This is a genomic window from Acidobacteriota bacterium, from assembly GCA_026707545.1.
Classification (GTDB): domain Bacteria; phylum Acidobacteriota; class Thermoanaerobaculia; order Multivoradales; family Multivoraceae; genus Multivorans.
In genome coordinates this window covers 2,724,869-2,745,563 of sequence record JAPOWR010000001.1, presented here as the reverse complement: position 1 = coordinate 2,745,563, position 20,695 = coordinate 2,724,869, and the positions used below count along the sequence as shown (strand labels likewise).

Genomic DNA, 20,695 nt, shown 5'->3' with positions numbered 1-20,695 from the left:
CGAAGGAATGAGCGACATCAGGGTAGGGATCGTCATGGGCAGCGATTCGGACTGGCCGACGATGAAGAAGGCGGCGAAGGTCTGTGCCGACTTCGGCGTCGGCTGCGAATCCCGGGTTCTCTCGGCCCACCGGACCCCGCGGGAGACTGCCGAATGGGCCGAAGGCGCGGCCGAGCGTGGTCTCGGCGTGTTGATCGCCGGCGCGGGTGTCGCCGCCGCGCTCCCGGGCGTCGTGGCGGCCGCGACGACCCTGCCGGTGGTCGGCGTCCCGGTGGCGAGCGGTCCGCTGAACGGTGTTGACGCCCTGCTGGCGATCGTGCAGATGCCGCCCGGTATCCCCGTCGCCACGGTGGGGGTGAACCGGGCCGACAATGCGGCCCTGCTGGCGCTCCAGATTCTCGCACTGGGCGACGCGGAGCTGGCTGCTGCCCTCGCCGACCACCGAAGCCGCATGGGCGAGGGTGTGGCAGCCGCCGACGAGCGCGTTCGGCGGGACTCCGAGTCCCTGGAGAGCGCGTGAAGTTCGCGCTCGGCGCCGACCATGCCGGAGTCGAGCTGAAGAGCCGGTTGAGCGACGTTCTGCGTGCCCGCGGCATCGAGGTCGTCGACTTCGGCACCGACGCCTCGGCTCCCGCCGACTACCCCGACAAGGCGGCGGCCGTGGCGCGGGCCGTGGCATCGGGCGAGGCCGACCGGGGTCTTCTGGTGTGCGGCACCGGAGTCGGCATGGCCATGTCGGCGAACCGGTTCGCCGGCGTCCGGGCCGTCAATCCGAGCGACAGCTTCACGACGCGGATGTCCCGCGCCCACAACGACGCGAACGTGCTGGCCCTGGGCGCCCGCGCCCTCGGCGCCGGACAGGCCTCCGAACTGCTCGAGGTCTTCCTCGACACCCCCTTCGACGGCGACCGCCACACCGCGCGCGTGGCCAAGATCGACCGCGTCGTCGTCGAGTAGCACAACGCACCCGCCTGTCCGGAGGCCTGAGGGTCAACCTCCTGGTGCCGCGCGCGCTTACTGAGATGCCGGGGAGTTGGCGCGCGCTGCACTCCGCTCGCTTCGGTCAGGCGGTGGCCGTCGTTTCATCTACCGTAGCCGGTGACGAGATCCCGGGCTGCCGCCGGCGCGCCGTAGTTGGCCCGGAGGACGGAGCGGACCTCGCCGACCAGGTAGAGCGAGCCGGTGACGACCAGGGAGCGTGACGGATCGTTGGCCGTGGCAAGGCACCTCTCCAACGCGCTTCCCGCGTCGGTTTCCGCTACGGCGTTGCGGGTCTTGAGAAGCGGAAGAAGTGCTTCAGGCGACAGCGCGCGTCCGTGATCGGGGGCCGTCAGTACGATGCGGTTGGCCCGTTCCGCTAGTAAGGGCAGGCACTGCTCGGGCTGTTTGTCATTGAGCGCTCCGTACAGAAGGTCGAACTTGAGACCGACCTCGTCCAGGTAGGAGCGGAGCGCGGCCGCGCCGGCAGGATTGTGGGCTGCGTCGAAGAGGATGCGGCGGTACTCCCCGTGCACTGCGACATCGACCCATTCGAGCCGGCCGGGCCAGCGGACCCCCTCCAGCCCCTGGCCGGCGGCCTCTGCGTCGAGCTTGCGCCCGAAGAGCGCGCAGAACTCCTCTGCCGCGCGTACCGCCAGAGCCAGATTCGTGAGTTGGTGGTTGCCGGCCAGAGGTGCCCGGAAGGTGTACCGCGCGCTCGGCGTGCCCAGCGAGAGATGCGGCTGGTTTTCTACTTGGTCGTAGATCTCCACTTCGGCTCCTGCGTCGACGAGCTCCGCCCCGCAGACCGCGGCGCAGCGGTTCAGTTCGCGCTGCACTGCCGGTGCCGGGCGCCAGGTCAGACACTTGCGGCCGGGTCGCATGACGCCGGCTTTTTCGCCTGCGATCGAGGTCAGGGTCCAGCCGAGCTGCTGGGCGTGGTCCCGGGCGATCTGGGTGATCACCGAGAGCACGGGCTCGGAGACGTTCGTTGCGTCGAGGCGGCCGCCGAGGCCGACCTCGAACACGGCGACGTCCACCCGGTGTGCCGCGAAGTGGAGCCAGGCCGCCGCGGTCAGGCTCTCGAAGTAGGTCGGCGGCGTCGATCCTGCGGCCTCGAGCACGCGGCGGAGATGGCGACCGAGTTCGGCCTCGGTGATCGCCACGCCGTCGATGCGGAGGCGCTCCTCGACGTGCTCGAGGTGTGGCGAGGTGTAGAGGCCGCAGCGGAGACCGGCGGCCGTCAGGAGCGACGCGAGCGCGGCGCTGGTCGAGCCCTTGCCGTTCGTGCCCGCGACCAGGATCGCCTGCACGCCCCTCTGGGGATCGCCGAGAGCGCCGAGCAGGTCGCGGATCGCGTCGAGGCCGAGCTTCTGGCCCCAGACCTCGAGCCGGTCGAGGATCTGCTGGGCCGAAGGTCTGGTCTGGCCGGTCACTCGGCGGCGCAGCATAGCGCCGCCTGGCTCCACAGACCGCTAGACTAGACCGGTCATGTCCGGCCATAGCAAGTGGAGCACGATCAAGCACAAGAAGGCGGCACAGGACGCCAAGCGCAGCAAGGTCTTTACACGCATCCTCAAGGAGGTTGTGGTGGCGGCAAGGCTCGGTGGCGGCGATCCGGCCGGCAATCCCAGGCTGCGCCACGCGCTCTCCGAGGCGAAGGCCCACAACGTGCCCGGAGACAACATCGACAGGGCGATCAGGAAGGGGACGGGAGAACTCGAGGGCGTGTCCTACGAGGAGGTCACGTACGAGGGGTACGGTCCGGGCGGTGTCGCGGTGCTGGTCGAGACGCTGACCGACAACCGCAACCGGACCGTGTCCGAGGTGCGGCACCTGTTCACCAAGCACGGCGGCAACCTGGGCGAGAACGGCTGCGTCGCGTGGATGTTCCAGCGTCGCGGGTTCTTCGCGTTTGACCGTTCCGTCATGGAGGAGTCCGGGGTGGACGAGGAGGCGCTGGTCGAACTCGCGCTGGAACTCGAGGCCGAGGACTTCTCCGTTGAGGAGGACAGCTACAACGTCTACACCTCTGTGGAGGCCTTTCACGCCGCCAAGGACGAAGTCGAGGCGCGTGGCCTCGCCGCCGGCGTCGCAGCGTTGACGATGGAACCACAGAACCTGGTCCGGGTCGACGAAGCGGTCGCGGGTCGACTGGTACGCCTCATCGACGCCCTCGAGGACCAGGACGACGTGCAGCACGTCTGGGCCAACTTCGACCTGGACGACGAGTTGCTGGAGCGGCTGGCGTCCTGATCGGCGCCTTGGCGGGACCGCGGCGTTGATTGTCCTCGGCCTGGATCCGGGCAGCCGGTACACCGGCTACGGCGTCGTCGAACAGGAGGGGTCGCGGCTCAGGGAGCTGGGCTCGGGCCGGATCGCGCTCGTGTCGGAGCCGAGTCCCGAGGCGCGAATGGCTCGTCTGGCGGAGGGTGTGGAGCAGGCTCTCGATCGCTGGCAGCCGGCCGCGGCGGCTCTCGAGACCCTGTTCCACGGGAAGAACAGCCGCTCCCTGATTGCGCTTGCCCAGGCTCGCGGCGTGATCCTCTCGGTGCTGGGTCGTCGCGGTCTGGAGGTGGAGGAGCTGTCTCCCGCCGAGGTCAAGAATGCCGTGTGCGGCAACGGCCGGGCCGACAAGACCCAGGTGGCGCGCATGGTTGATGTGCTGCTGGGATCGGGGGTGGCCCGACGCAGTGCGGACGCGTCGGATGCGCTGGCCGTCGCGATCTGCTGCGTGCAACGGCGACCGCTCGGGAGGGCCGTGGAGGCGGCACGGAGTGCCCGTTGAACCGGGTCACGGCGGCGGTTCCAAAGCAGGGTCCGTGTGCTATATTGCTCCACCGTTCCAAGGTGAGCCAGTCACTTCTTCCGGTGCAGGGTCACCGTTCGTTCAGAATCGCGTCCACTGTCGGTGGGCGATTCAACTCGGCCCGTTCCTGGCGGGCATACCAGCTCTGAGGAGGTAACTAGGTGAACATTGGTGGCACGTTCTGGAAGTTGATGAACGAGGGCGGACCCGTCATGTGGCCACTGCTCGCATTCTCGGTCATCGCTCTTGCGGTGGTGGGCGAGCGGTTGTACGCGCTGTGGCGCGCCCGGATCAACGTTCACGAGTTCCTCCCCAAGGTGCGGAAGGCGCTGGTGGTCAACCGGTCGATCCGGGACGCCGTGAAGGTGTGCGAGGAGTACCGGGGTCCGGTCGCCTCGATCCTCAAGGCCGGTCTGATGAAGTACGGCCAGCCCAAGGAAGACATCGAGAAGACGATCGAGAACGCGGCGCTGTTCGAGATGGGACGTCTGGAGCGCGGTCTTGCGGTGCTCGCGACGACCGCCAACGTGGCGCCGCTGCTCGGCTTCTTCGGCACGGTGACCGGCATGATGGCCGGTTTCGACGCGCTCGCGGCGCAGGGCCTGTCCAACCCGGGCGCGGTCGCCACGGGCATCAAGGAGGCCCTGACCACGACGGCCGGCGGTCTCGCGGTCGCCATTCCGACGCAGCTCGCTTACAACTACTTCATGAGCCGCATCAACAAGTTCGTGCGCGACATCGAGACGGCGGCGAACATGCTGCTCGAGACCTTCGGCGAGATGGAGCGCAGCGGTATCTCGCCCGATAGCGGCGAAGGCAGCTAGAGTTCATTCGGGCCCCGGGGCGGAGGACAGCGACATGAAGCTCAAGGCATCCATCGAGCACAAGCCGAACATCCCGACGGCCTCGATGGCCGACATCGCCTTCCTGCTGATCATCTTCTTCATGCTGACGATCACCTTCGAGGTCGACAAGACCCAGGTGCAGTTGCCGAAGACGACCCTCCGGTTCGAGATCCCGAAGAAGGCAGCCTACGTGTCGATCGACCCGAACGGTCGCATCCGCGTGTCCGACGGCAACTCTCAGAGCTCGCTGGTCAGTGCGGCGGACGAGGTGCTGTCGATGGCCGCAACCGTGATCTCGACCGATCCGACGAAGACGTTCGTGGTCAAGTCCGACGGCGACGTGCCCTGGGAGAAGGTCGACGAAGTGCTCGACGCGCTGAAACGGGCCAAGGTGCGCGATCTGCGCCTGCTGTCCGACCAGCGAACGGTCGACGACCTCTGAGGAACGCGGCGGCAACCTGGAGTCTGACGAGATGGATGGAGGCTCAAGATGAAAATCGATCGTGATCGCCCGAACGACGAGATTCCGACCTCGTCGATGGCGGATATCGCCTTCCTGCTGATCGTCTTCTTCATGGTGACGACCACGTTCACGGCCACCCGCGGACTCGACTTCGCGCTTCCGGAGGATGACGACAATCCGCCGGTCATCGAGAAGGAAGAGTCCGTGCTGATCGAGATCTTCCCGGGAGGGAATCTCCGCGTGGACCAGAATCCGATGGAACTCGGCGAGATCATCGAGTACCTGAAGCCGAAGCTGGAACGGAATCCGAAGAAGCCGGTGATCATCCGGCCGGATATTGCGACCGAGTACAAGCACATGGTCGTGGTGTACGACGAACTGCGTCAGGCCGAGGACCACGGCCTGACGGAGCCGATCAACATCTCGGTGCCGACGCAGCGGGAGATCCAGAGCTTCTGGTACTAGATTCGCCGAACCCGGAATAGGACCGAGTCCGAACGTAGTTGGAACCACACATCAGACCTGACAGAGACCTGACTGAGAAGGGGTACCCCGATGAGTGACGAGAACCTCGAAGCGGCTGCATCCCCGGCCGAAGAGTCGCAGGCCGAAGAAAGTGGCGCACTGACGTCGGCCGAACAGGGCCTCCTGACCTACGTCGAGGAGACCCGGGAGGACAACAAGACCTTCCGCTACTCGTTCGGGGTCGCCGTGCTGTTCCACGCGATCCTGCTGATCGTCAAGCTGCCCGATCTGTACGGCGACGTGGTGGCGCCGCCGCCCAAGCCCAAGGTCTTCGTCGTCCAGCAGGTGCGCTTCAAGCCGCCACCGCCGGAAGTCGAGCAGCAGATTCCGAAGCCCAAGTCGAAGAAGGTGCCGATCCCCGATCCGACGCCCGACGAGCCGGAACCGATCCGCATCGACGAGCCCGAGGAGATCGACATTCCGGAGGTCGACGACCTCGATCTATTCGACCTGCCCGAGGCGCCGCCTCCGCCGGAACCGACCGGACCGATCTACGTCACCGGTGACGTGACGAAGCCGGAGAAGATCAACGAGGTCAAGCCGCAGTACACGGAGATTGCGCGCAAGGCGCGGATCCAGGGTGTCGTCATTCTTCAGGCGACGATCGACAAGAACGGCGACATCACGGACGTCAAGGTACTGAAGGGTCTGCACATGGGCCTCAGCGAGGCCGCCGTCGCGGCAGTCAAGCAGTGGAAGTTCAAGCCGGCGACGCTGAACGGCAAGCCGGTCGCCGTCTACTACAACCTGACTGTCAACTTCCAGCTCCAGTGATGACGAAGCGCCAAACCGTTCTCGCCCTCGCTACGGCCTGCACGCTACTCGTTGCGTCCTCTGCTTCCGCCGGATGGGACGAGGGAGTCGCCGCGTTCCGGGCCGGCAACTACGCCCAGGCGATCGCTGAGTTCCAGCAGTTCGTCGAGGAGCGAACCGAGGAGGAGGCCCTCGAGAAGGGCTACCAGATGCTGGCCCAGTCCCTGCTCCGGGGCGGCAAGGCCAAGGAGTCGATTGCGGCCTTCCAGAAGCACCTCGAGTTGAAGCCCGGCGATGTGGGAAGCCAGGTCTATCTGGGACAGGCCTACTACAAGAGCGGCATGCCCCGGGAATGCGTTGCGACGCTCAACCGGCTGAACGTCGGCAGCCTCCCGGCTGGCCACCAGATCCAGGTGTACCAGATGCGCAGCGCGAGCTACGCGCGGCTCGGGAACACGCGCGCCGCGGCCGCCGACCTGGGGAAGGTCGCGGATCTGAAGTCCGACGATGCGAAGACTCGCTTCGAGTACGGCAGGTTGTTGCACAGCGATGCGCAGCTCGACGCGGCGATCAGGGCGTATGAGCGGGCGATATCCATGGACGGCAGCAACGCGGAGTGGAAGAAGACGCTGGTCAATGCCCTGAAGATCAAGGGCCGGAGCACGCAGGGGTCAGCCAAGGCCGGCATCTACGCCAAGGCCGAGAATGTCGCCCGGAGTCTGGTCGGGAGTAGTGCCTCCTTCGACAACCTGCTCCTGCTCGGAGAGGTTCAGATGGGCGGCAAGAACTACGGCGCCGCGGCGTCGACCTTCCAGCAGGCGATCTCGAAGAGGGGCAACGACTGGCACCCGCACTTCTACCTGGGGCAGTCCTACGGCTCGCTGGAGCGGTACAACGACGCCGAAGCACCGCTCAACACCGCACTGACGGTGGCCCCCGGTGACGCCGAGAAGAGGCAGATCCAGGACTATCTCGGCTTCGTCCTCTCGAAGCAGAACAAGTACGGCCCGGCGATTGCGGCCTACGAACTGGCGGGCAACGCGGCTGGTGCCGCGCGGGTGCGTGAGAACCAGCAGATCGCGCAGGAAAACAGGGAAGCCGACGAGCACAACCGGAACATCGAGGAGTTGCAGCGTCAGCGTGAGGAACTTCGCCGGCAACTGGAGGAACTCCCCGGAGCGGCAAACGAGCCGCCGCCTCGCTAGGGATTCGGCGTAGCTTCAGTCAGTTTCCGGCGCAGAATGTCCTGCGCCGCCCGGGGCTCCGCGCTGCCGCGAGATGCCTTCATCACTTGGCCGACCAGGTAGCCGAGCGCCTGCTTGCGACCGCCGCGGTACTCGTTGACGGCCTTGCTGTTGGCCGCGATGGCGGCGTTGGCCCAGGCTTCGAGCCGATCGTCGTCCCGCACCTGTCGTAGCCCGAGCCGATCGACGATCTCGTCGGGCGTTTCGGTCGTGTCCCAGGCTTCGGCGAGCACATCCTTGGCGGCCGTGGCCGACAACTCACCGGAATCCACCAGGGCCACGATGGCCGCGAGCCGTTCCGGCGGGATCACCTCTTCGGAGTGCCCGGGGTCCTCGGAACCGCGGTCCTGCATCTGGATGTTTCGCTGCTTCAACTCGCGCAGGATCTCGGTCATCACCCAGTTGGCGATCGAGCGGGCGCCAGCCGGATGCGCGGCCACGGCTCGTTCGTAGTACGTAGCCAGGGGAACGCTGCCGGAGAGGAGCGCGGCTTCTTCGGCGCGCAGCCCGTAAGCCTCACGGAAGCGGGCGCTCTTGTCCCACGGCAGTTCGGGAAGCTGACCTTCCTGGCGCCGGATGCGCGACCTGGAGAGCAGCACCGTCGGAAGATCGGGTTCAGGAAAGTACCGGTAGTCGTGGGCCTCCTCCTTGGACCTGAGCGAGCGGGTGGCGCCACTGGCGGGCTCGAAGCTCCGGGTTTCCTGTTCGACCCGGCCTCCGGCGGTCAGGATGTGCAATTGCCGCTCCCGCTCGTACTCGAGCGCCTTGGCAACGTGGCGGAACGAGTTCAGGTTCTTCACCTCCGTCTTCGTGCCGAGCGTGCAGGAGCCGGTCGGTCGCAACGAGAGGTTGGCGTCGCATCGGAGACTGCCTTCTTCCATGTTCCCGTCACTTGCACCGGTGTAGAGAAGGACCTGGTGGAGGGTCTGCAGGTAGGCTTGGGCATCCTCGGGCGAGTGAATCTCGGGCTCGGTCACGATCTCCACCAGGGGTACGCCGCAGCGGTTGAAATCGACCAGGCTCCGACCCGGGAGAGGGCCGCCCCCGGGCACCTCGTGCAGGAGCTTGCCGGCATCTTCCTCGAGGTGGATCCGATGGAGCCGGACCTTGCGGCCGGAGGGGAGCGGTACGGATCCGCCCTCGGCAAGCGGCTGGTCGTATTGACTGATCTGGTAGCCCTTCGGCAAGTCGGGGTAGAAGTAGTTCTTGCGCGCGAAGATGGACCGTCGCCTGACGTCGCACCCGAGCGCGAGCGCCAGCCGGATCGCGAGGTCGACGGCGTGCTGGTTGGTCACCGGGAGCGTGCCGGGGTAGCCGAGGCAGACCGGGCAGACGAGCTCGTTCGGCTCTGCGCCGAAACGGTTCTCGCAACGGCAGAACATCTTGGTTCTGGTGCGCAGCTGGACGTGGACTTCCAGTCCGATGACCGTTTCCCAGGCGGCATCGATGGCTGCGGGAGAACCTCCCGGACTGGCCGTGCTCTGCGCTACGCTCATGACCGTCTCGATGGCCGCGGCATCCTACAGCAGCTACTCCAGCAGTCCGTCGTGAGAGTCGCGCGCCATTGACGAGGCGGCGCCGGGCAGCGGCCGTCATGGTCCACAGGCGCGGCCCTTTCCGGGCGGCCTTTCTGGGAGTTCTGCCTGGTGAGGAGGCCCCTGGTCCGGAGGATGCCCTCCGGTATCTGACACGCTACATGGGGTTAGCGGAAACGGCCTCGCCTGCCTGGTTGAAGCAACGGCACGGCACCGAGGCGGTACGGGTCGAGGATCCCGGCTTCGGGGGAGACGGAGACGCCTTGATCGTCTCTCGTACTGGCGTCGCAGCGACCGTCTTCGTCGCCGATTGCGTACCCGTGCTGATCGCGGCCGGTGAGAACGTGGCCGCGGTTCACGCAGGCTGGCGAGGCCTGGCGAGCGTCGTTCTCGCTTCGGCGATACGGGAGTTGAGGCGGGCTGGCGTCACGGATCCGGCGCGGGCCGAGGCCTGGGTCGGTCCAGCGATTGGCCCCTGTTGCTACGAGGTGGACGACGACGTGGCCGGCCGGGTGGAATCCGCGAGCGGTCCCGAAGTCGTCATCCGCCGGCCGGGCCGTAAACCCCACCTCGACCTGCCCTTGGCGGCTTCGATCCAGCTCGCCGGCTTGGGCGTGGTCCACGTTGCGCGTAGCGGCTGTTGCGTTCGCTGCGATTCGAACTGGTGGAGCTACCGCCGCGACGGAGCGGGCGCCGGGCGCAACTACGCTTTCATCTGGCGCGCGCGGGAAGGCGGCCGGACGTCAGTCTCCCTCGGGGGTGGTCCGGCGAGAAGTGCGGCTGCGGGTCCTGCGCGTGGGATCGATTCCGACTGAGCGCAGGAAAGCCAGGTCGCGTCCATTGATGCGGAACGTCGGCGGTGGCAGCGGCCGTCGCGCCGAGGAGTTCCTGTCGGGGTCGCTATCGTCCTCGCCGCTTCTCTTGCAGTCGAGGAAGAGATTGAGCGTGTAGCCTTCACGCCGAATCGACTCGAGCCGATCGTGGACCTCGGGCGACTCGGCCATCGCCTCGCAGAGAGATCGGGTGAGTTCTTCGAGCAGTTGTTTGAGCCGGGGTTCCATGGGCCGACAACCATTATCCCAGACTGTTTCGGATTCGCCAGGGGCCGTGCCGGCAGGTTGGCGGCCGGTGCTCGAGGCGCTGTCGGACGCCGGGTGGGAGCCGGTTTCGTTCGAGCCTCTGGCCGGCGATGTCTCGGCCCGGCGGTACGGGCGGCTGAGCCTTGCCTCCGGCGAGCGGCGGGTCGTCTGCAGCTATCCCGACGACATGAAGGACGTAGCTGAGCGGTTCCTTGGTGCCGGCGACCTGCTGGCCACGGTCGATGTGCCGACACCGAGGGTGGACGGGTACTCCCTTGAGCACCCGGTCTGGATTCTCCTGGAGGACCTGGGTCCCCACACCCTGTTCGAGCGCTGGACAAGGGACGGTGAGGCTTCCTACCCGAAGGCGAGCCGGCGGCTGGTGGAGGCAAGGGAGCTCATCAGGCGTATTCAACTTCTGCGGCCCGAGGAGGTTCGGGCTCTCGGTTCACCGCCGCTCGACCGGGCCCTTTTGATGGCGGAACTCGACCAAGCGTGGGTTCGCTTCCTCGAACCGCGCGGCCTGGTTTCGGACGCGCGGTTGGCCGAGGAAGTGCGAGCTGTCTGCGTGGCCCTGTGCGAGCGGCTCGATTCGGCAACGCCCGTGCCGTGTCACCGGGATTTCATGGCCCGCAACCTGATGTTACGGGCGCCGAGCATGGACTCGGCGGGGGGCACGGAGGAGCTTGTCCTGATCGACTACCAGGATCTGCGCCTGGGGCCCCCGTGCTACGACCTGGCCTCGCTCCTCAACGACACCCTGACGCTTTCGGTGCGAGAGCGGCGGGAACACCTTTCGACGGTTCGCGAGGACACTGGCCTGATTGACCAGTACCACGCGGCGGCGGCACAGCGCACCCTCAAGCTCGTGGGTACCTTCGCGTACTTCGCCACGGCCGGCAGCGACCGCTATCTGCGGTTGATCCCACCGGCCCTGCTGAGGTTCCTGGATGCCCTGGCCGCTCTTCCGGAAGGTCGTGATCTGGCGCCGCGTCTGCGACGGGTTTGGCGGCTCTAGATGCTAGTATCCGTGCCCGACTTCGACAGGAGAAACGCCATGCCCTCCTTTGGCATCCAAGAGCTAGTCATCGTCTTCGTCATCCTCCTGGTCATCTTCGGTGGCAGCAAGCTGCCGCTCCTCGGCCGTGGGATGGGTGAGGGCATCCGGAACTTCAAGCGGGGCCTGCGCGGCGACGACTCCTCCGAACTGGAAGAGAAGCAGTCCTAGGATTGGCTGGAGCCTCCTAGCCGCCGGCGAGGACGGCGAAGTCGAGGCCGCCAGGGTTGACGGCTGCCCACGCCGCGCGGTGGTGCTCGACGTAGAGGCGGAGCACGTTCTCCGTGAACTTCCGGGTTTCGCGGAAAGGCGGCATGCCGCCCATGCGCTTTACCTGGCCGGGTCCCGCGTTGTACGCGGCGAGCGCCAGGACCAGATCGCCGTCAAACCGGCGTAGCAGAAAGGCCAGATAGCTCGCACCGGCGTCGAGGTTCTGGCCAGGGTCGTAGACGTTGGCCACGCCGAACTCCTCGGCGGTTTCCGGCATCATCTGCATCAGGCCCAGAGCGCCCTGGGGTGAGACCGCCAGCCTGTCGAAAGCGGACTCGGTCTGCACCACAGCCGCCACGAGAAGCGGGTCGATCTCGTGTCGCTCGGCAACGGCGACGATCTGGGCGCCGAATGGGACTTGCTGCATCCGGTCCCGGACCGCATCGGCGTCGGCGGCGCCAATGAAGAGCGCGAAACTCTCCTCGTGCGACCGAATCGCCTCGAACATGGGGCGGCTATGGAGGGATGCGAGCGCCGTCGTCGTGCCGGACGCGGGGTCCAGCCAGGCTTGTATCTCCTCGAACAGCGCGACATCGTCGAGATGGGGAGGCGCCGGCAGCGAGTCGGGCTGTCGCCCGGGCGCCGTGTCCCGCACCGAGACGGCCAAAATGGCCGTGACGGCCACAACGACGGACAGAGCCTTCGTGCGGCCCTTGGCGTTCGAGATGTACATGACACTTGGCTGCTCTTGGCAGCAAGGGGGATGCCAACCAGATTCCTCGTTTCCCAGCCGACCACCTGGGGGCTATCGCGATCGGTTTCTCTTGCTGGAGTCGCGATACTCGGCCGACTGGATACGAAGGGCGTCGACCTTTGTTGCGCAGTGTGTTGCGGTGAATCCCCAGGTGGTTTGCGGAGCGGTTGAGGTTGCCTTGGTTGAGTCGGAGCGATGCGAGGATGAACTGCCGTTCGAAGATCTTGCGAGCCTGAGTCAGGGTGACTCCGCAGCAGACCAAATGGTTGACGAGAGAGTCGAGCTGGTCGCTGAGAGCTCCCGTCGCGTTCTCGGGATCGCGGTCGTCTGCGCTGAGTTGCTTCAAGGCGAGTCGCGTGCCGAAACGGTGATTTTAGCACAGTTCGGACGCCTCGGGACCCCTCTCGCGGGTGGCGAATCAGCCGTCGTCGTTCTCTTCGCCGGCCGGATCATCGTCTCCCCGGCGCGGCGGCAGCGGCGGCCCTTCCGGAACCTTGGTTCGGAGAGAACGGATCCTCTCCTCGGAGGGGACTTTCTTGAGCCACTGGCTCTCCGGGTGCTCGCTACGCAGCCGGTCGCAGGCGTCGCGCAGGTAGTCGTAGCGGTCCAGGCCTCGCCTACTCCCGATCTGTTTCAGCACGTCGACGTAGCTGAGGCACATGTAGGCGAGGATCTTGTCGGGCTCCGGGTATGCCGGATAGGCCTCGAGCATGTCCTTGAATCGGTTGCCGGCGGCGTTGGGAGCGCCGAAGCGGTAGTAGAAGGCACCGACGACGAACTCGTGTTCCGCGAGCTGGTTGCGGACCTCGACGATTCTTTGGGCGGCCTGACTGGCGTACTGGCTGGTCGGGTAGAGCCGTCGGACGTTCTCGAACTCCGTCAGCGCCTGACGGGCGGTCTGCTGGTCGCGGTCCGGCTTCTCGATCCGCTCGGCGAGGGCGGCAGCCAGTCGGAACTGCGCGTATGCGGCGCGATCCGACGTGGGGAACCGGTTCAGGAAGTCGCGGTAGCGCTGCTCCGCTTCCACGTAGGACTGGTAGCCGCCGCGCAGGAACAGCGCGTCCGCGGCCAGCAGCAGACCCTCCCGGCCGGTCTCCGAGTTCGGTTCGACCTCGAAGGCGTGCACTAGGTGCCGCAGTGCCTGGGAGAACTTCTCCTCCTCCATGAGTTGCTTGCCGATGTCGAGCGCTTCCGACGACGACAGCCGCAGGATCGGATCGTCCTTCACGCCTCCGCAGGCGACCGTCGCGGCGAGCACCGCCCCGGCGAGCAGGGCTTTGGCTGTCAGTGGTTTCATTCGTTCGCCTGCCGCCGTAGAGCCGCCAGGGCCTCGACTGGACGCTCTGCAGCGAACACGCCGGAGCCCACGACCGCCACATCGACGCCGGCCGCGGCGACCTCATCGAGGTTCCCCGGCTTGATACCGCCGTCCATCTCGATGCTGGTCGAAAGACCACGGGCGTCGATCGTGGCGCGCAGTTCGCGAGCCTTCTCCAGTACGTCGGGCTGGAAGGCCTGACCGGCGAATCCAGGTTGGACGGACATCAGGACCACGAAGTCGAGGTGCTCCAGGTAGGGCAGGAGTTCGTCGACCGCCGTGCCGGGGTTGATCGCGACCCCGGCTCCAACGTCCCGGCCGCGAACATGCGCCGCCAGATGGGCCGGTTCCGGTGTCGTCTCATGATGGAAGGACACCCAGAGCGGCTCGCTGTCGAGGTATCGGTCCATGAGCGCCTCCGGATTCGAAACCATGAGATGGATGTCGAAGCCCACCCGGCTGCGCTTCGCCAGGTCGGCGATCACCGGCGGACCGAATGTGAGGTTGGGCACGAAGTGGCCGTCCATCACGTCGACATGGATCAACTGCGCGCCGCCGTCTTCACAGATCTTCACCGCGGAGGCGAGGTCGGCGAGGTCCGCCGCCAGAATCGAAGGCGCGATCTTCATCGTTCGGGTTCTCTGGGCGAACTGGGCGGGTTCAATGACTGTCCTGCGCGGCGACGACCAGAGCGATCGAATCGCTTTGTCGCAGGGGATGACCCGGCAGCGGATACTGACGCAGGATGATCCCGGCTTCGACGCCTTCGTAGGGCTCGTACTTTACCCTTCCGAGCCGGAATCCGTGCGCCTCGAAGTAGGTGCGAACGGGCGCTTCCGGCAGATCGATCAGGTCCGGCATGACGAACGCAGCGCCTGGATTGGCCAGGCTCACCATGACGTCGACCTGGGAAGACGGTTCGACCCGGCTGCCGGGCGGAGGACTCTGACGGATGACCGTCCCCGGTGCGCCGGACTCAGCGTACACGCTGCGGCTCCTTCCCAACTGCAAGCCGGAGGCGGCGAGACTGACCTGTACCGTCTGCAGGACCTGACCTGTCAGATCCGGAGTCTCGACGAGTTGACGCCCGCGTGACAGATGGATGACGACGCTGCTGTCCTGCTTGACAGCGCTGCCGGCTGGGGGATCGTGCCGGAGCACATGTCCGGCGGGGACGGCCTCGTCGTAGCGGTCCTCTTCGATCCGCCTCACCGTCAAGCCGGCGGAGGCGAGAGTCGCCTCGGCGTGATCCACATCCAGGCCGATCAGATCAGGCACCGCGATCACGCCGCTGCGGACGAAGTTGGAGAGCGCCAGATAGGAAGAGATGCCGAGCAGCGCCGTGAGCAAACCCGCATAGGCCCCGCCCACGACCACCCGCTTCAGCCAGGGCTGGCGCAGCGCGCTCCTCAACCGACGCGGGTCCAGCAGGCTCTTCAGCCGAAGCTGGCGCAACGCGCCTTCAAGCCAGCGAGGGAGAGTCGGCGTCTTCATCGGTCTCGTGGCTTCAGCGCCCCAGGCCGGGCAGATTCTTCACCAGGTCGGAGTAGAGCGCGAACATCATGATGCCGACGATCACGACGAGGCCGAACTGGGTGACGAGGTTCTTGACCCGTATGGAGAGATCGCGCCGCAGAGCGCTCTCGAAGAGCAGGATGACGAGTTGGCCGCCGTCGAGGAGCGGGATCGGCAGCAGGTTCAGGATGCAGATGTTGAGGCTGATCAGCGCGGTGAGAAACACGAGATCGTTGAAGCTCCGCCTCGCCGCCTGACCGCTGATTCTGGCAATCTCGATGGGGCCGGAAAGGGCACTCTGGGGCGAGACGCGACGTTCCACCAGCCTGCCCAGGAAGCCGAAGATCTCGGTTGTGGTTTCCCAGTTGATCCGGGCGCTTTCGATTAGCGCGCGGGCAGGCCCGGTGCGCTGGTAAGAGAAGTGGCTGATCAGGATGCCCGCGCGGCCGACACCGTCTTCGGCTGCCGGCACCAGGCGGAAGACGAGGCGCTCGTCGCCACGGCCGATCTCGATGCTGACCTCCTCGCCCGCGCTGGGTTCCACCAGGCGGCGGAAGTCGTCCGCGTCGGCGATCGGGTGGCCGTTGACCGAGTAGAGCGTGTCTCCGTACCGGATGCCCGCCTGCTCGGCAGGCGTGCCTTCGAACACCTCGCGCACCCGCGGTAGCAGGCTGGCGTAGAGCCCGCCGTCTCCGAGTTCGTGGCGGGGAATCCGGCGTGGTACGAGCACCGTGCTGAGCGTGCCGCCGGCGCGTTCGAAGTCGACGGCAAGTGGACGTTCCGGTGAGGTGAGCACGATGTTCGCGACCTCGCGCCACTCGGACACGTCCTCGCCGTCCAGTCGTAGGATCGTGTCGCCGGGTTGCAGGCCGGCCTCGGCGGCGGCGGAATCGGCCGCTACGGCACCGATCTCGGTGCTCAGGTTGCGCGGCCCCGCCAGCTCGGTGCCGGCCACCAGGACGGCGGCGATCAGAACGATCGAGAGCACGACGTTGGCCGCGGGGCCGGCCAGGAGAACGACCATTCGTTGCCATCGTGGCCTGGTGATGAAGTCGCCGGCATCGCCCGTCGGATTCGAGGGGTCGATGCCGGAGAAGGCCACGTAGCCGCCAAGCGGCACCATCGCTACGCGGTACTCCGTACCGCCACGCTCGAACCCCCAGAGCCGCGCGCCGAAGCCGATCGAGAACACGCGGACCCTGATCCGGAACAGCCGCGCGGCCACGAAGTGCCCCAGTTCGTGAACGAAGATAATCACGCCGATCACGACCAGCAGAGCCAGGATGTTGCTCAGGATGTTCATCTCACGAGGAAACGCGGACGCAGGCGTCCGCCGATGCTAACCGCCGGAAGCCGCGAGAACTTCCCGGGCCTGTCGACGGCCCCATGAATCCCAGGCAAGAGCCTCCTTGATGCTCTGAGGCTCGCTGACGTCTGCCTGCCTGGCGTGGCGTTCGAGCACCTCGGACACGACGGGGACGATCGCGGTGAAAGGAGCTCTGCCGCCCAGAAACGCGTCGACCGCGATCTCGTTCGCCGCGTTCATCACCGCCGTTGCGCCGCCGCCCCGCGTCAGGGCATTGCGCGCGAGCGACGGAGCGGGGAAGAGTGCCGGATCGACGCGGCTGAACTCCAGCTTCGAGGTCTGAAGCAGCAGGTCGCTCAGATCGACCGACAGCCCGCCGGCGGGGCGGGCCCAGCGCTCGGGATACGAGAGCGCATACTGGATCGGGTAGCGCATGTCGTTCGCGGAGATCTGGGCAACCCCGTTGCCACAGCGAAACTCGACGATCGAGTGCACGAGGGACTGTGGGTGGATCAGGATGTCGATCCGGGGGCCGTCCACGTCGAACAGATAGCTCGCTTCGATCAACTCCAGGCCCTTGTTCATCAGCGTCGCCGAATCGACGCTGATCTTCGCCCCCATGTCCCAGGTCGGATGCGCCGTGGCCTCGGCGGGCGTCGCGGCCTCGAGAGTGGCGGGATCGCGTTCGAGAAAGGGACCGCCCGAAGCGGTCAGTACGAGGCGGCGGACCTCCCTGGGCCGACCGGCCCGGAGCGCCTGGTGGATCGCGGCGTGCTCGCTGTCGATCGGCAGGATGGAAGCGCCCGAAGCGGCCGCCAGCCGGCGCAGTACGGGCCCGGCCGCGACCATCGCCTCCTTGTTGGCGAGCGCCAGATCGGCGCCGGCCTCAAGCGCCGCGGCTGCCGGTTGAAGGCCGGCGGCGCCGACGATCGCCGTGACGACCAGGTCGACGTCACCCGCCCCGACAGCGGCCAGCAGTGCGTCCTCACCGGATTCCAGTGCGACCCCGGTGGGCAGTTCCGCCCTGAGGAGCCCCGCGGCATCGGCGTCGGCGACCACGACCAGCTTCGGCCGAAACTCCCGGGCAAGTTCGACCAGGCGCTCCGGCCTCGAACCCTGTGCCGCGAGCACCGCGACGCGCAGCCGGTCGGGATGCAGCCGCGCCACGGCCAGCGTCGTTTCGCCCACCGAGCCCGTGGCTCCCAGTACCGCCAGACGGCGCGGCGTCACGGTTCCCCTGTCCTCAAGCCAGTGACGGAATCGCTCCCAGCTCCACCGCTACATAGAGCATCGGCGCCGTCAGCGTCAGACTGTCGAGACGGTCGATCAGACCGCCATGTCCGGGAAGAAGCCGCCCGGTGTCTTCCACGTCCGCCGCCCGCTTCACCATGGAAGCCACCAGGTCTCCGACCTGGGCCGAGCCGCCGCAGATCAGGGCCACGACTGGTATGCCCGGTCCGAAGGCGTCGGGACCGCGCCACAGCAGAAACGCGCCGACGCCGACGGCAACGCTGGCGACCAGTCCGCTCACCGTGCCTGCGATCGTTTTCTTGGGACTGATCAGAGGAGCGACCGGGCGCCGGCCGAACGCTCGTCCTCCATAGAAGGCACCGACATCGCCGATCGCGGCCACGGCGAGAACCCAGAACAGGAGGAGTGGATCGACTCGGTAGAGGCCCATCGTCGCGACGAGAAACAGACCCAGCCAGAGTGTGCCGAACACAAACAGGGTGGACGCGGTCAACCGGTCACGCATGGAGGCTCGGCCGCACAGCGCGATCACCACTGCCAGGGCGAGGATCACGGCACCCGCCCCGACCGGACGGTCCAGATCAATCGGGTCGAAAGGCAGTGGCAGCGTGATCGTCTGGCTACGAACGCCATCGGCGAGGGCCACGAAACCGATCGACAGCCACAGGACCCAGCGCAGGGTCGCCGGCGAGACGGCGATTCGCCGAACCAGGGCGGCGTACTCGGCGGCCGCGACAAGAACCATGGCCGTTGCCACCAGCCAAAAGAGCAGAGGCGGAAGATAGAGGACGGCGGCTGTCGCCGACCCCGCGGCGATGACCCCCGTGACGACGCGTTTCATTGCCGCCGACTGTATTCCACGCGCTCCAGACACAGCCCACGCGCCGGTGCGTTGGGGCCCGCGGACGATCGGGGCCCTCCTTGCAGCAGGCCGGCGAAGTCGTCCAGCGACCTGCGGCCGCGGCCGACCTCGAGCGCCGTGCCGACCAGGGCGCGCACCATGCCGCGAAGAAACCCGTCACCGGCTACCTGGAACGTCAGTTCGTCGCCGGCTTCGGTCCAGGTAGCCTCGTGAATCGTCCTTTCCGGCTGTCCGTGGCTGCCCCCCGACTTGGCGAAGGCCGAGAAGTCGTGCCGTCCCAGGAGCAGGCTGGCGGCTCTCTTCATGGCCTCAACGTCGAGTCCGACCGGCGCGGGAACGACGAAAGGCGCCCGGAACGGGTCGATCACGCGGGTGCGGCAGAGCCGGTAGCGATAGGTCTTGCACGTGGTGCTTTTTCGAGCATGGAAGGCGTCGTCCACGGGCTCCGCAGCCAGGACGCGGATCGTCGCCGGCAGATGACGGTTCGCGCCGAAAACCAGCGCCCGCGCTGTTTCCGCGGACGCCGACGCGGCAGCCACGGTCAGGTGAGCCACCTGGCCGCGGGCGTGTACGCCGGCATCCGTCCGACCGGCGCCATGCACGGTTGCGCTTCGCCCGAGGACTCGGGCCAGCGCCTCCTCGACGACCTGCTGGACCGCGAGAGCGTTGTCCTGGCGTTGCCAGCCGGCGTAGTCCGTGCCGACGTACGCGATCCGCAGGCGATACTTCATCGTCGCTCCGTCCCAGAGCCTGACACCTTCTCGGCGTGCCTCTGTTGTCGGCGGTCGGCCAGAAACAAGAGGAACGGAGGCAGCCAGACCGCCCCGTAGACCCAGGGGAAGTAGTCGACTCCCGTGAGCGCCGGCAGGTACGCCAGCGGCAGGGTTGCCGACAGCACCAGGACACTGCGCGCGCCGAGCAGCGCCGCCCAGGGCAGGATCCAGATCAGATACCACGGATAGAACGTCGGATTCGCCAGTAGGACGATGCCGAAGGCGCCGAACGCCGCGCCGATCGGACCGGAGCGCTGCCGCCAGAAGCGGAGCCAGGTGGCAATCGCGCCGCCCAGGAGCAGGACGCGCGCGAGAAACTGGGGATAGGTGTAGGCGTAGAGGGTGTCCCAAGGCGGCGCAAGGGCGTCACCGCCGAAGACCAGCCGGACCGCGTGGACGAGCCCCGCAGCCGCCCGGTCGAGTTGAAGCAGGTCGAGGAGGCGCCAGACCGGTTCGTAGAGCGGGCCGTTGTACTCCCAGCGCAGCGCGTAGATCGCGAGGCCCGGAGGGAAGCCGCCGGTCCAGATCAGAACGCCCGCCGCCCCCGGGAGGAGCAGGCAGGCGCTGCCGAGAGCGAACAGGCGACCTCGCTGGCGGTGACCCTTGATCCTTCGCCACCACAGGGGGATCGCGGCGAGGGGGACCAGCTTGACCAGGACACCGAGCCCGGCGGCGGCCCCGGCGGCGAGCGAACGCCAGGAGCCGGAGCGGGCGCCGGACCGAACCGGGACCAGGAAGACGCAGGCGATGACGAGCGAGGCGCCCAGCACGTCGACGTGGCCCATGCCGGCGCCCTCGATGACGACCAGCGGGTTCCAGACGTAGGCCAGGGCGGCCACGACCGTTCTCCGCCGCCGGGCGAGCGCGAGCAGCAGGCCGCAGGCGATCAGGTCGACCGCGGCCAGCGTCAGCTTGTAGCTTGTAAGGGGCTTCGGCAGGAGACTGGCGGCCGCGAAGAAGCCCACGGAGAGAGGCGGGTAGACCGTGGGGACATCGCGGTGGGCGGTCCGCTGCCACAGGTCGTTGCGTAGCCCGGCCAGGTCGGGATGATCCGGCTCGAGGCGGTAGGGATTGGCGCCGGAGGCGGCGACGCGGCCGTCCCAGAGGTAGCGATGGACGTCGTCCGACAGGCTCGGCGAGAGGGGCACCGCAAGCAGGCGCAGCAGCGCCGCGACGATCAGGAGACCGGCGACCGGCAGCTCTCCTGCCACTTTGGGCCGTGGCGGTTCCAGCCGCTTCAGTGCCCGGAAGAGGGCGGCGAAGGCCAGCAGGAGCACCGCGAGGAAGAGCGCGGTCTCCCAGGGTGCGTCGGCCGCCGGACGCAGGCCCGTCCGGTCGAGTGCCAGCAGCCCGCCGAAGCACGCGAGCAGGGGCCAGGCGGCGGCTGCCAGTGGGAGTGCCCTTGCCATATCGTCGGC

23 protein-coding genes are annotated in these 20,695 nt (G+C 67.2%); 12 read left to right on the top strand and 11 right to left on the bottom strand.

Annotated features, from left to right (window positions below; genetic code table 11):
* The first annotated feature begins 7 nt into the window (after positions 1-7).
* Positions 8-520 (top strand): 5-(carboxyamino)imidazole ribonucleotide mutase, encoded by a 513-nt coding sequence (gene purE / locus OXG83_10900; GenBank protein ID MCY3965536.1) that lies wholly within the window; start codon positions 8-10, stop codon positions 518-520.
* Positions 517-957: a ribose 5-phosphate isomerase B gene (gene rpiB, locus OXG83_10895; protein MCY3965535.1), complete on the top strand. Its 441-nt coding sequence runs from the start codon at positions 517-519 to the stop codon at positions 955-957. Before purE ends, rpiB begins: the two co-directional genes overlap by 4 nt.
* Before the next feature lie 125 nt (positions 958-1,082).
* Here the strand turns inward: rpiB and OXG83_10890 are convergent, their stop codons facing one another.
* The gene (locus OXG83_10890; GenBank protein ID MCY3965534.1) at positions 1,083-2,429 is read right to left on the bottom strand and encodes a Mur ligase family protein; all 1,347 of its coding nucleotides are present in this window, start codon (positions 2,427-2,429) and stop codon (positions 1,083-1,085) included.
* A 40-nt stretch (positions 2,430-2,469) separates the two neighbouring features.
* Here OXG83_10890 and OXG83_10885 point away from each other — a divergent pair, with 40 nt between their 5' ends.
* From OXG83_10885 to OXG83_10855, 7 genes are all read left to right on the top strand, one after another.
* On the top strand, positions 2,470-3,234 hold the full coding sequence (locus OXG83_10885) for a YebC/PmpR family DNA-binding transcriptional regulator (GenBank protein ID MCY3965533.1): 765 nt from the start codon (positions 2,470-2,472) through the stop codon (positions 3,232-3,234).
* Positions 3,235-3,259: 25 nt separating this feature from the next.
* Positions 3,260-3,766: a crossover junction endodeoxyribonuclease RuvC gene (ruvC, locus tag OXG83_10880; GenBank protein MCY3965532.1), complete on the top strand. Its 507-nt coding sequence runs from the start codon at positions 3,260-3,262 to the stop codon at positions 3,764-3,766.
* Positions 3,767-3,948: 182 nt separating this feature from the next.
* On the top strand, positions 3,949-4,611 hold the full coding sequence (locus tag OXG83_10875; protein ID MCY3965531.1) for a MotA/TolQ/ExbB proton channel family protein: 663 nt from the start codon (positions 3,949-3,951) through the stop codon (positions 4,609-4,611).
* 34 nt (positions 4,612-4,645) lie between these two features.
* Complete coding sequence (locus OXG83_10870; protein MCY3965530.1) at positions 4,646-5,074, top strand: biopolymer transporter ExbD; 429 nt, start codon at positions 4,646-4,648, stop codon at positions 5,072-5,074.
* A 48-nt stretch (positions 5,075-5,122) separates the two neighbouring features.
* Positions 5,123-5,560, top strand: a complete 438-nt coding sequence (locus OXG83_10865; GenBank protein ID MCY3965529.1) for a biopolymer transporter ExbD — start codon at positions 5,123-5,125, stop codon at positions 5,558-5,560.
* A gap of 90 nt (positions 5,561-5,650) precedes the next feature.
* Positions 5,651-6,394 (top strand): TonB family protein, encoded by a 744-nt coding sequence (locus tag OXG83_10860; protein MCY3965528.1) that lies wholly within the window; start codon positions 5,651-5,653, stop codon positions 6,392-6,394.
* Complete coding sequence (locus tag OXG83_10855; GenBank protein ID MCY3965527.1) at positions 6,394-7,578, top strand: tetratricopeptide repeat protein; 1,185 nt, start codon at positions 6,394-6,396, stop codon at positions 7,576-7,578. Before OXG83_10860 ends, OXG83_10855 begins: the two co-directional genes overlap by 1 nt.
* Here OXG83_10855 and gatB read toward each other — a convergent pair.
* Positions 7,575-9,113, bottom strand: a complete 1,539-nt coding sequence (gatB, locus tag OXG83_10850) for an Asp-tRNA(Asn)/Glu-tRNA(Gln) amidotransferase subunit GatB (protein ID MCY3965526.1) — start codon at positions 9,111-9,113, stop codon at positions 7,575-7,577. The genes OXG83_10855 and gatB overlap by 4 nt on opposite strands.
* 200 nt (positions 9,114-9,313) lie before the next feature.
* Between gatB and OXG83_10845 the strand changes: the two genes are divergently transcribed.
* From OXG83_10845 to OXG83_10835, 3 genes are all read left to right on the top strand, one after another.
* Positions 9,314-9,967, top strand: coding sequence for a polyphenol oxidase family protein (locus OXG83_10845; GenBank protein ID MCY3965525.1), 654 nt, complete (start codon positions 9,314-9,316; stop codon positions 9,965-9,967).
* A 292-nt stretch (positions 9,968-10,259) separates the two neighbouring features.
* Complete coding sequence (locus OXG83_10840) at positions 10,260-11,249, top strand: phosphotransferase (GenBank protein ID MCY3965524.1); 990 nt, start codon at positions 10,260-10,262, stop codon at positions 11,247-11,249.
* A 39-nt stretch (positions 11,250-11,288) separates the two neighbouring features.
* Positions 11,289-11,459 carry a twin-arginine translocase TatA/TatE family subunit gene (locus tag OXG83_10835; GenBank protein MCY3965523.1) on the top strand — a complete coding sequence of 57 codons (171 nt, stop codon included), beginning with the start codon at positions 11,289-11,291 and terminating at the stop codon, positions 11,457-11,459.
* Between the two features lie 16 nt (positions 11,460-11,475).
* Here the strand turns inward: OXG83_10835 and OXG83_10830 are convergent, their stop codons facing one another.
* From OXG83_10830 to OXG83_10790, 9 genes are all read right to left on the bottom strand, one after another.
* Positions 11,476-12,231: a lytic transglycosylase domain-containing protein gene (locus OXG83_10830; GenBank protein MCY3965522.1), complete on the bottom strand. Its 756-nt coding sequence runs from the start codon at positions 12,229-12,231 to the stop codon at positions 11,476-11,478.
* 439 nt (positions 12,232-12,670) lie between these two features.
* Positions 12,671-13,549 carry an outer membrane protein assembly factor BamD gene (gene bamD, locus OXG83_10825; GenBank protein ID MCY3965521.1) on the bottom strand — a complete coding sequence of 293 codons (879 nt, stop codon included), beginning with the start codon at positions 13,547-13,549 and terminating at the stop codon, positions 12,671-12,673.
* Positions 13,546-14,199: a ribulose-phosphate 3-epimerase gene (gene rpe / locus OXG83_10820; protein ID MCY3965520.1), complete on the bottom strand. Its 654-nt coding sequence runs from the start codon at positions 14,197-14,199 to the stop codon at positions 13,546-13,548. The genes bamD and rpe overlap by 4 nt, the downstream gene beginning before the upstream one ends.
* A 31-nt stretch (positions 14,200-14,230) precedes the next feature.
* Positions 14,231-15,064, bottom strand: coding sequence for a PASTA domain-containing protein (locus OXG83_10815; GenBank protein MCY3965519.1), 834 nt, complete (start codon positions 15,062-15,064; stop codon positions 14,231-14,233).
* A gap of 13 nt (positions 15,065-15,077) precedes the next feature.
* Positions 15,078-16,388 carry an RIP metalloprotease RseP gene (gene rseP / locus OXG83_10810; GenBank protein ID MCY3965518.1) on the bottom strand — a complete coding sequence of 437 codons (1,311 nt, stop codon included), beginning with the start codon at positions 16,386-16,388 and terminating at the stop codon, positions 15,078-15,080.
* A 36-nt stretch (positions 16,389-16,424) separates the two neighbouring features.
* Positions 16,425-17,621 (bottom strand): 1-deoxy-D-xylulose-5-phosphate reductoisomerase, encoded by a 1,197-nt coding sequence (dxr, locus tag OXG83_10805; protein ID MCY3965517.1) that lies wholly within the window; start codon positions 17,619-17,621, stop codon positions 16,425-16,427.
* Positions 17,622-17,634: 13 nt separating this feature from the next.
* A complete protein-coding gene (locus OXG83_10800; protein ID MCY3965516.1) occupies positions 17,635-18,483 on the bottom strand; it encodes a phosphatidate cytidylyltransferase in 849 nt (282 codons plus the stop codon).
* A complete protein-coding gene (truA, locus tag OXG83_10795) occupies positions 18,480-19,235 on the bottom strand; it encodes a tRNA pseudouridine(38-40) synthase TruA (GenBank protein MCY3965515.1) in 756 nt (251 codons plus the stop codon). The genes OXG83_10800 and truA overlap by 4 nt, the downstream gene beginning before the upstream one ends.
* Positions 19,232-20,686: a hypothetical protein gene (locus OXG83_10790; GenBank protein MCY3965514.1), complete on the bottom strand. Its 1,455-nt coding sequence runs from the start codon at positions 20,684-20,686 to the stop codon at positions 19,232-19,234. Before OXG83_10790 ends, truA begins: the two co-directional genes overlap by 4 nt.
* Between the last annotated feature and the right edge of the window lie 9 nt (positions 20,687-20,695).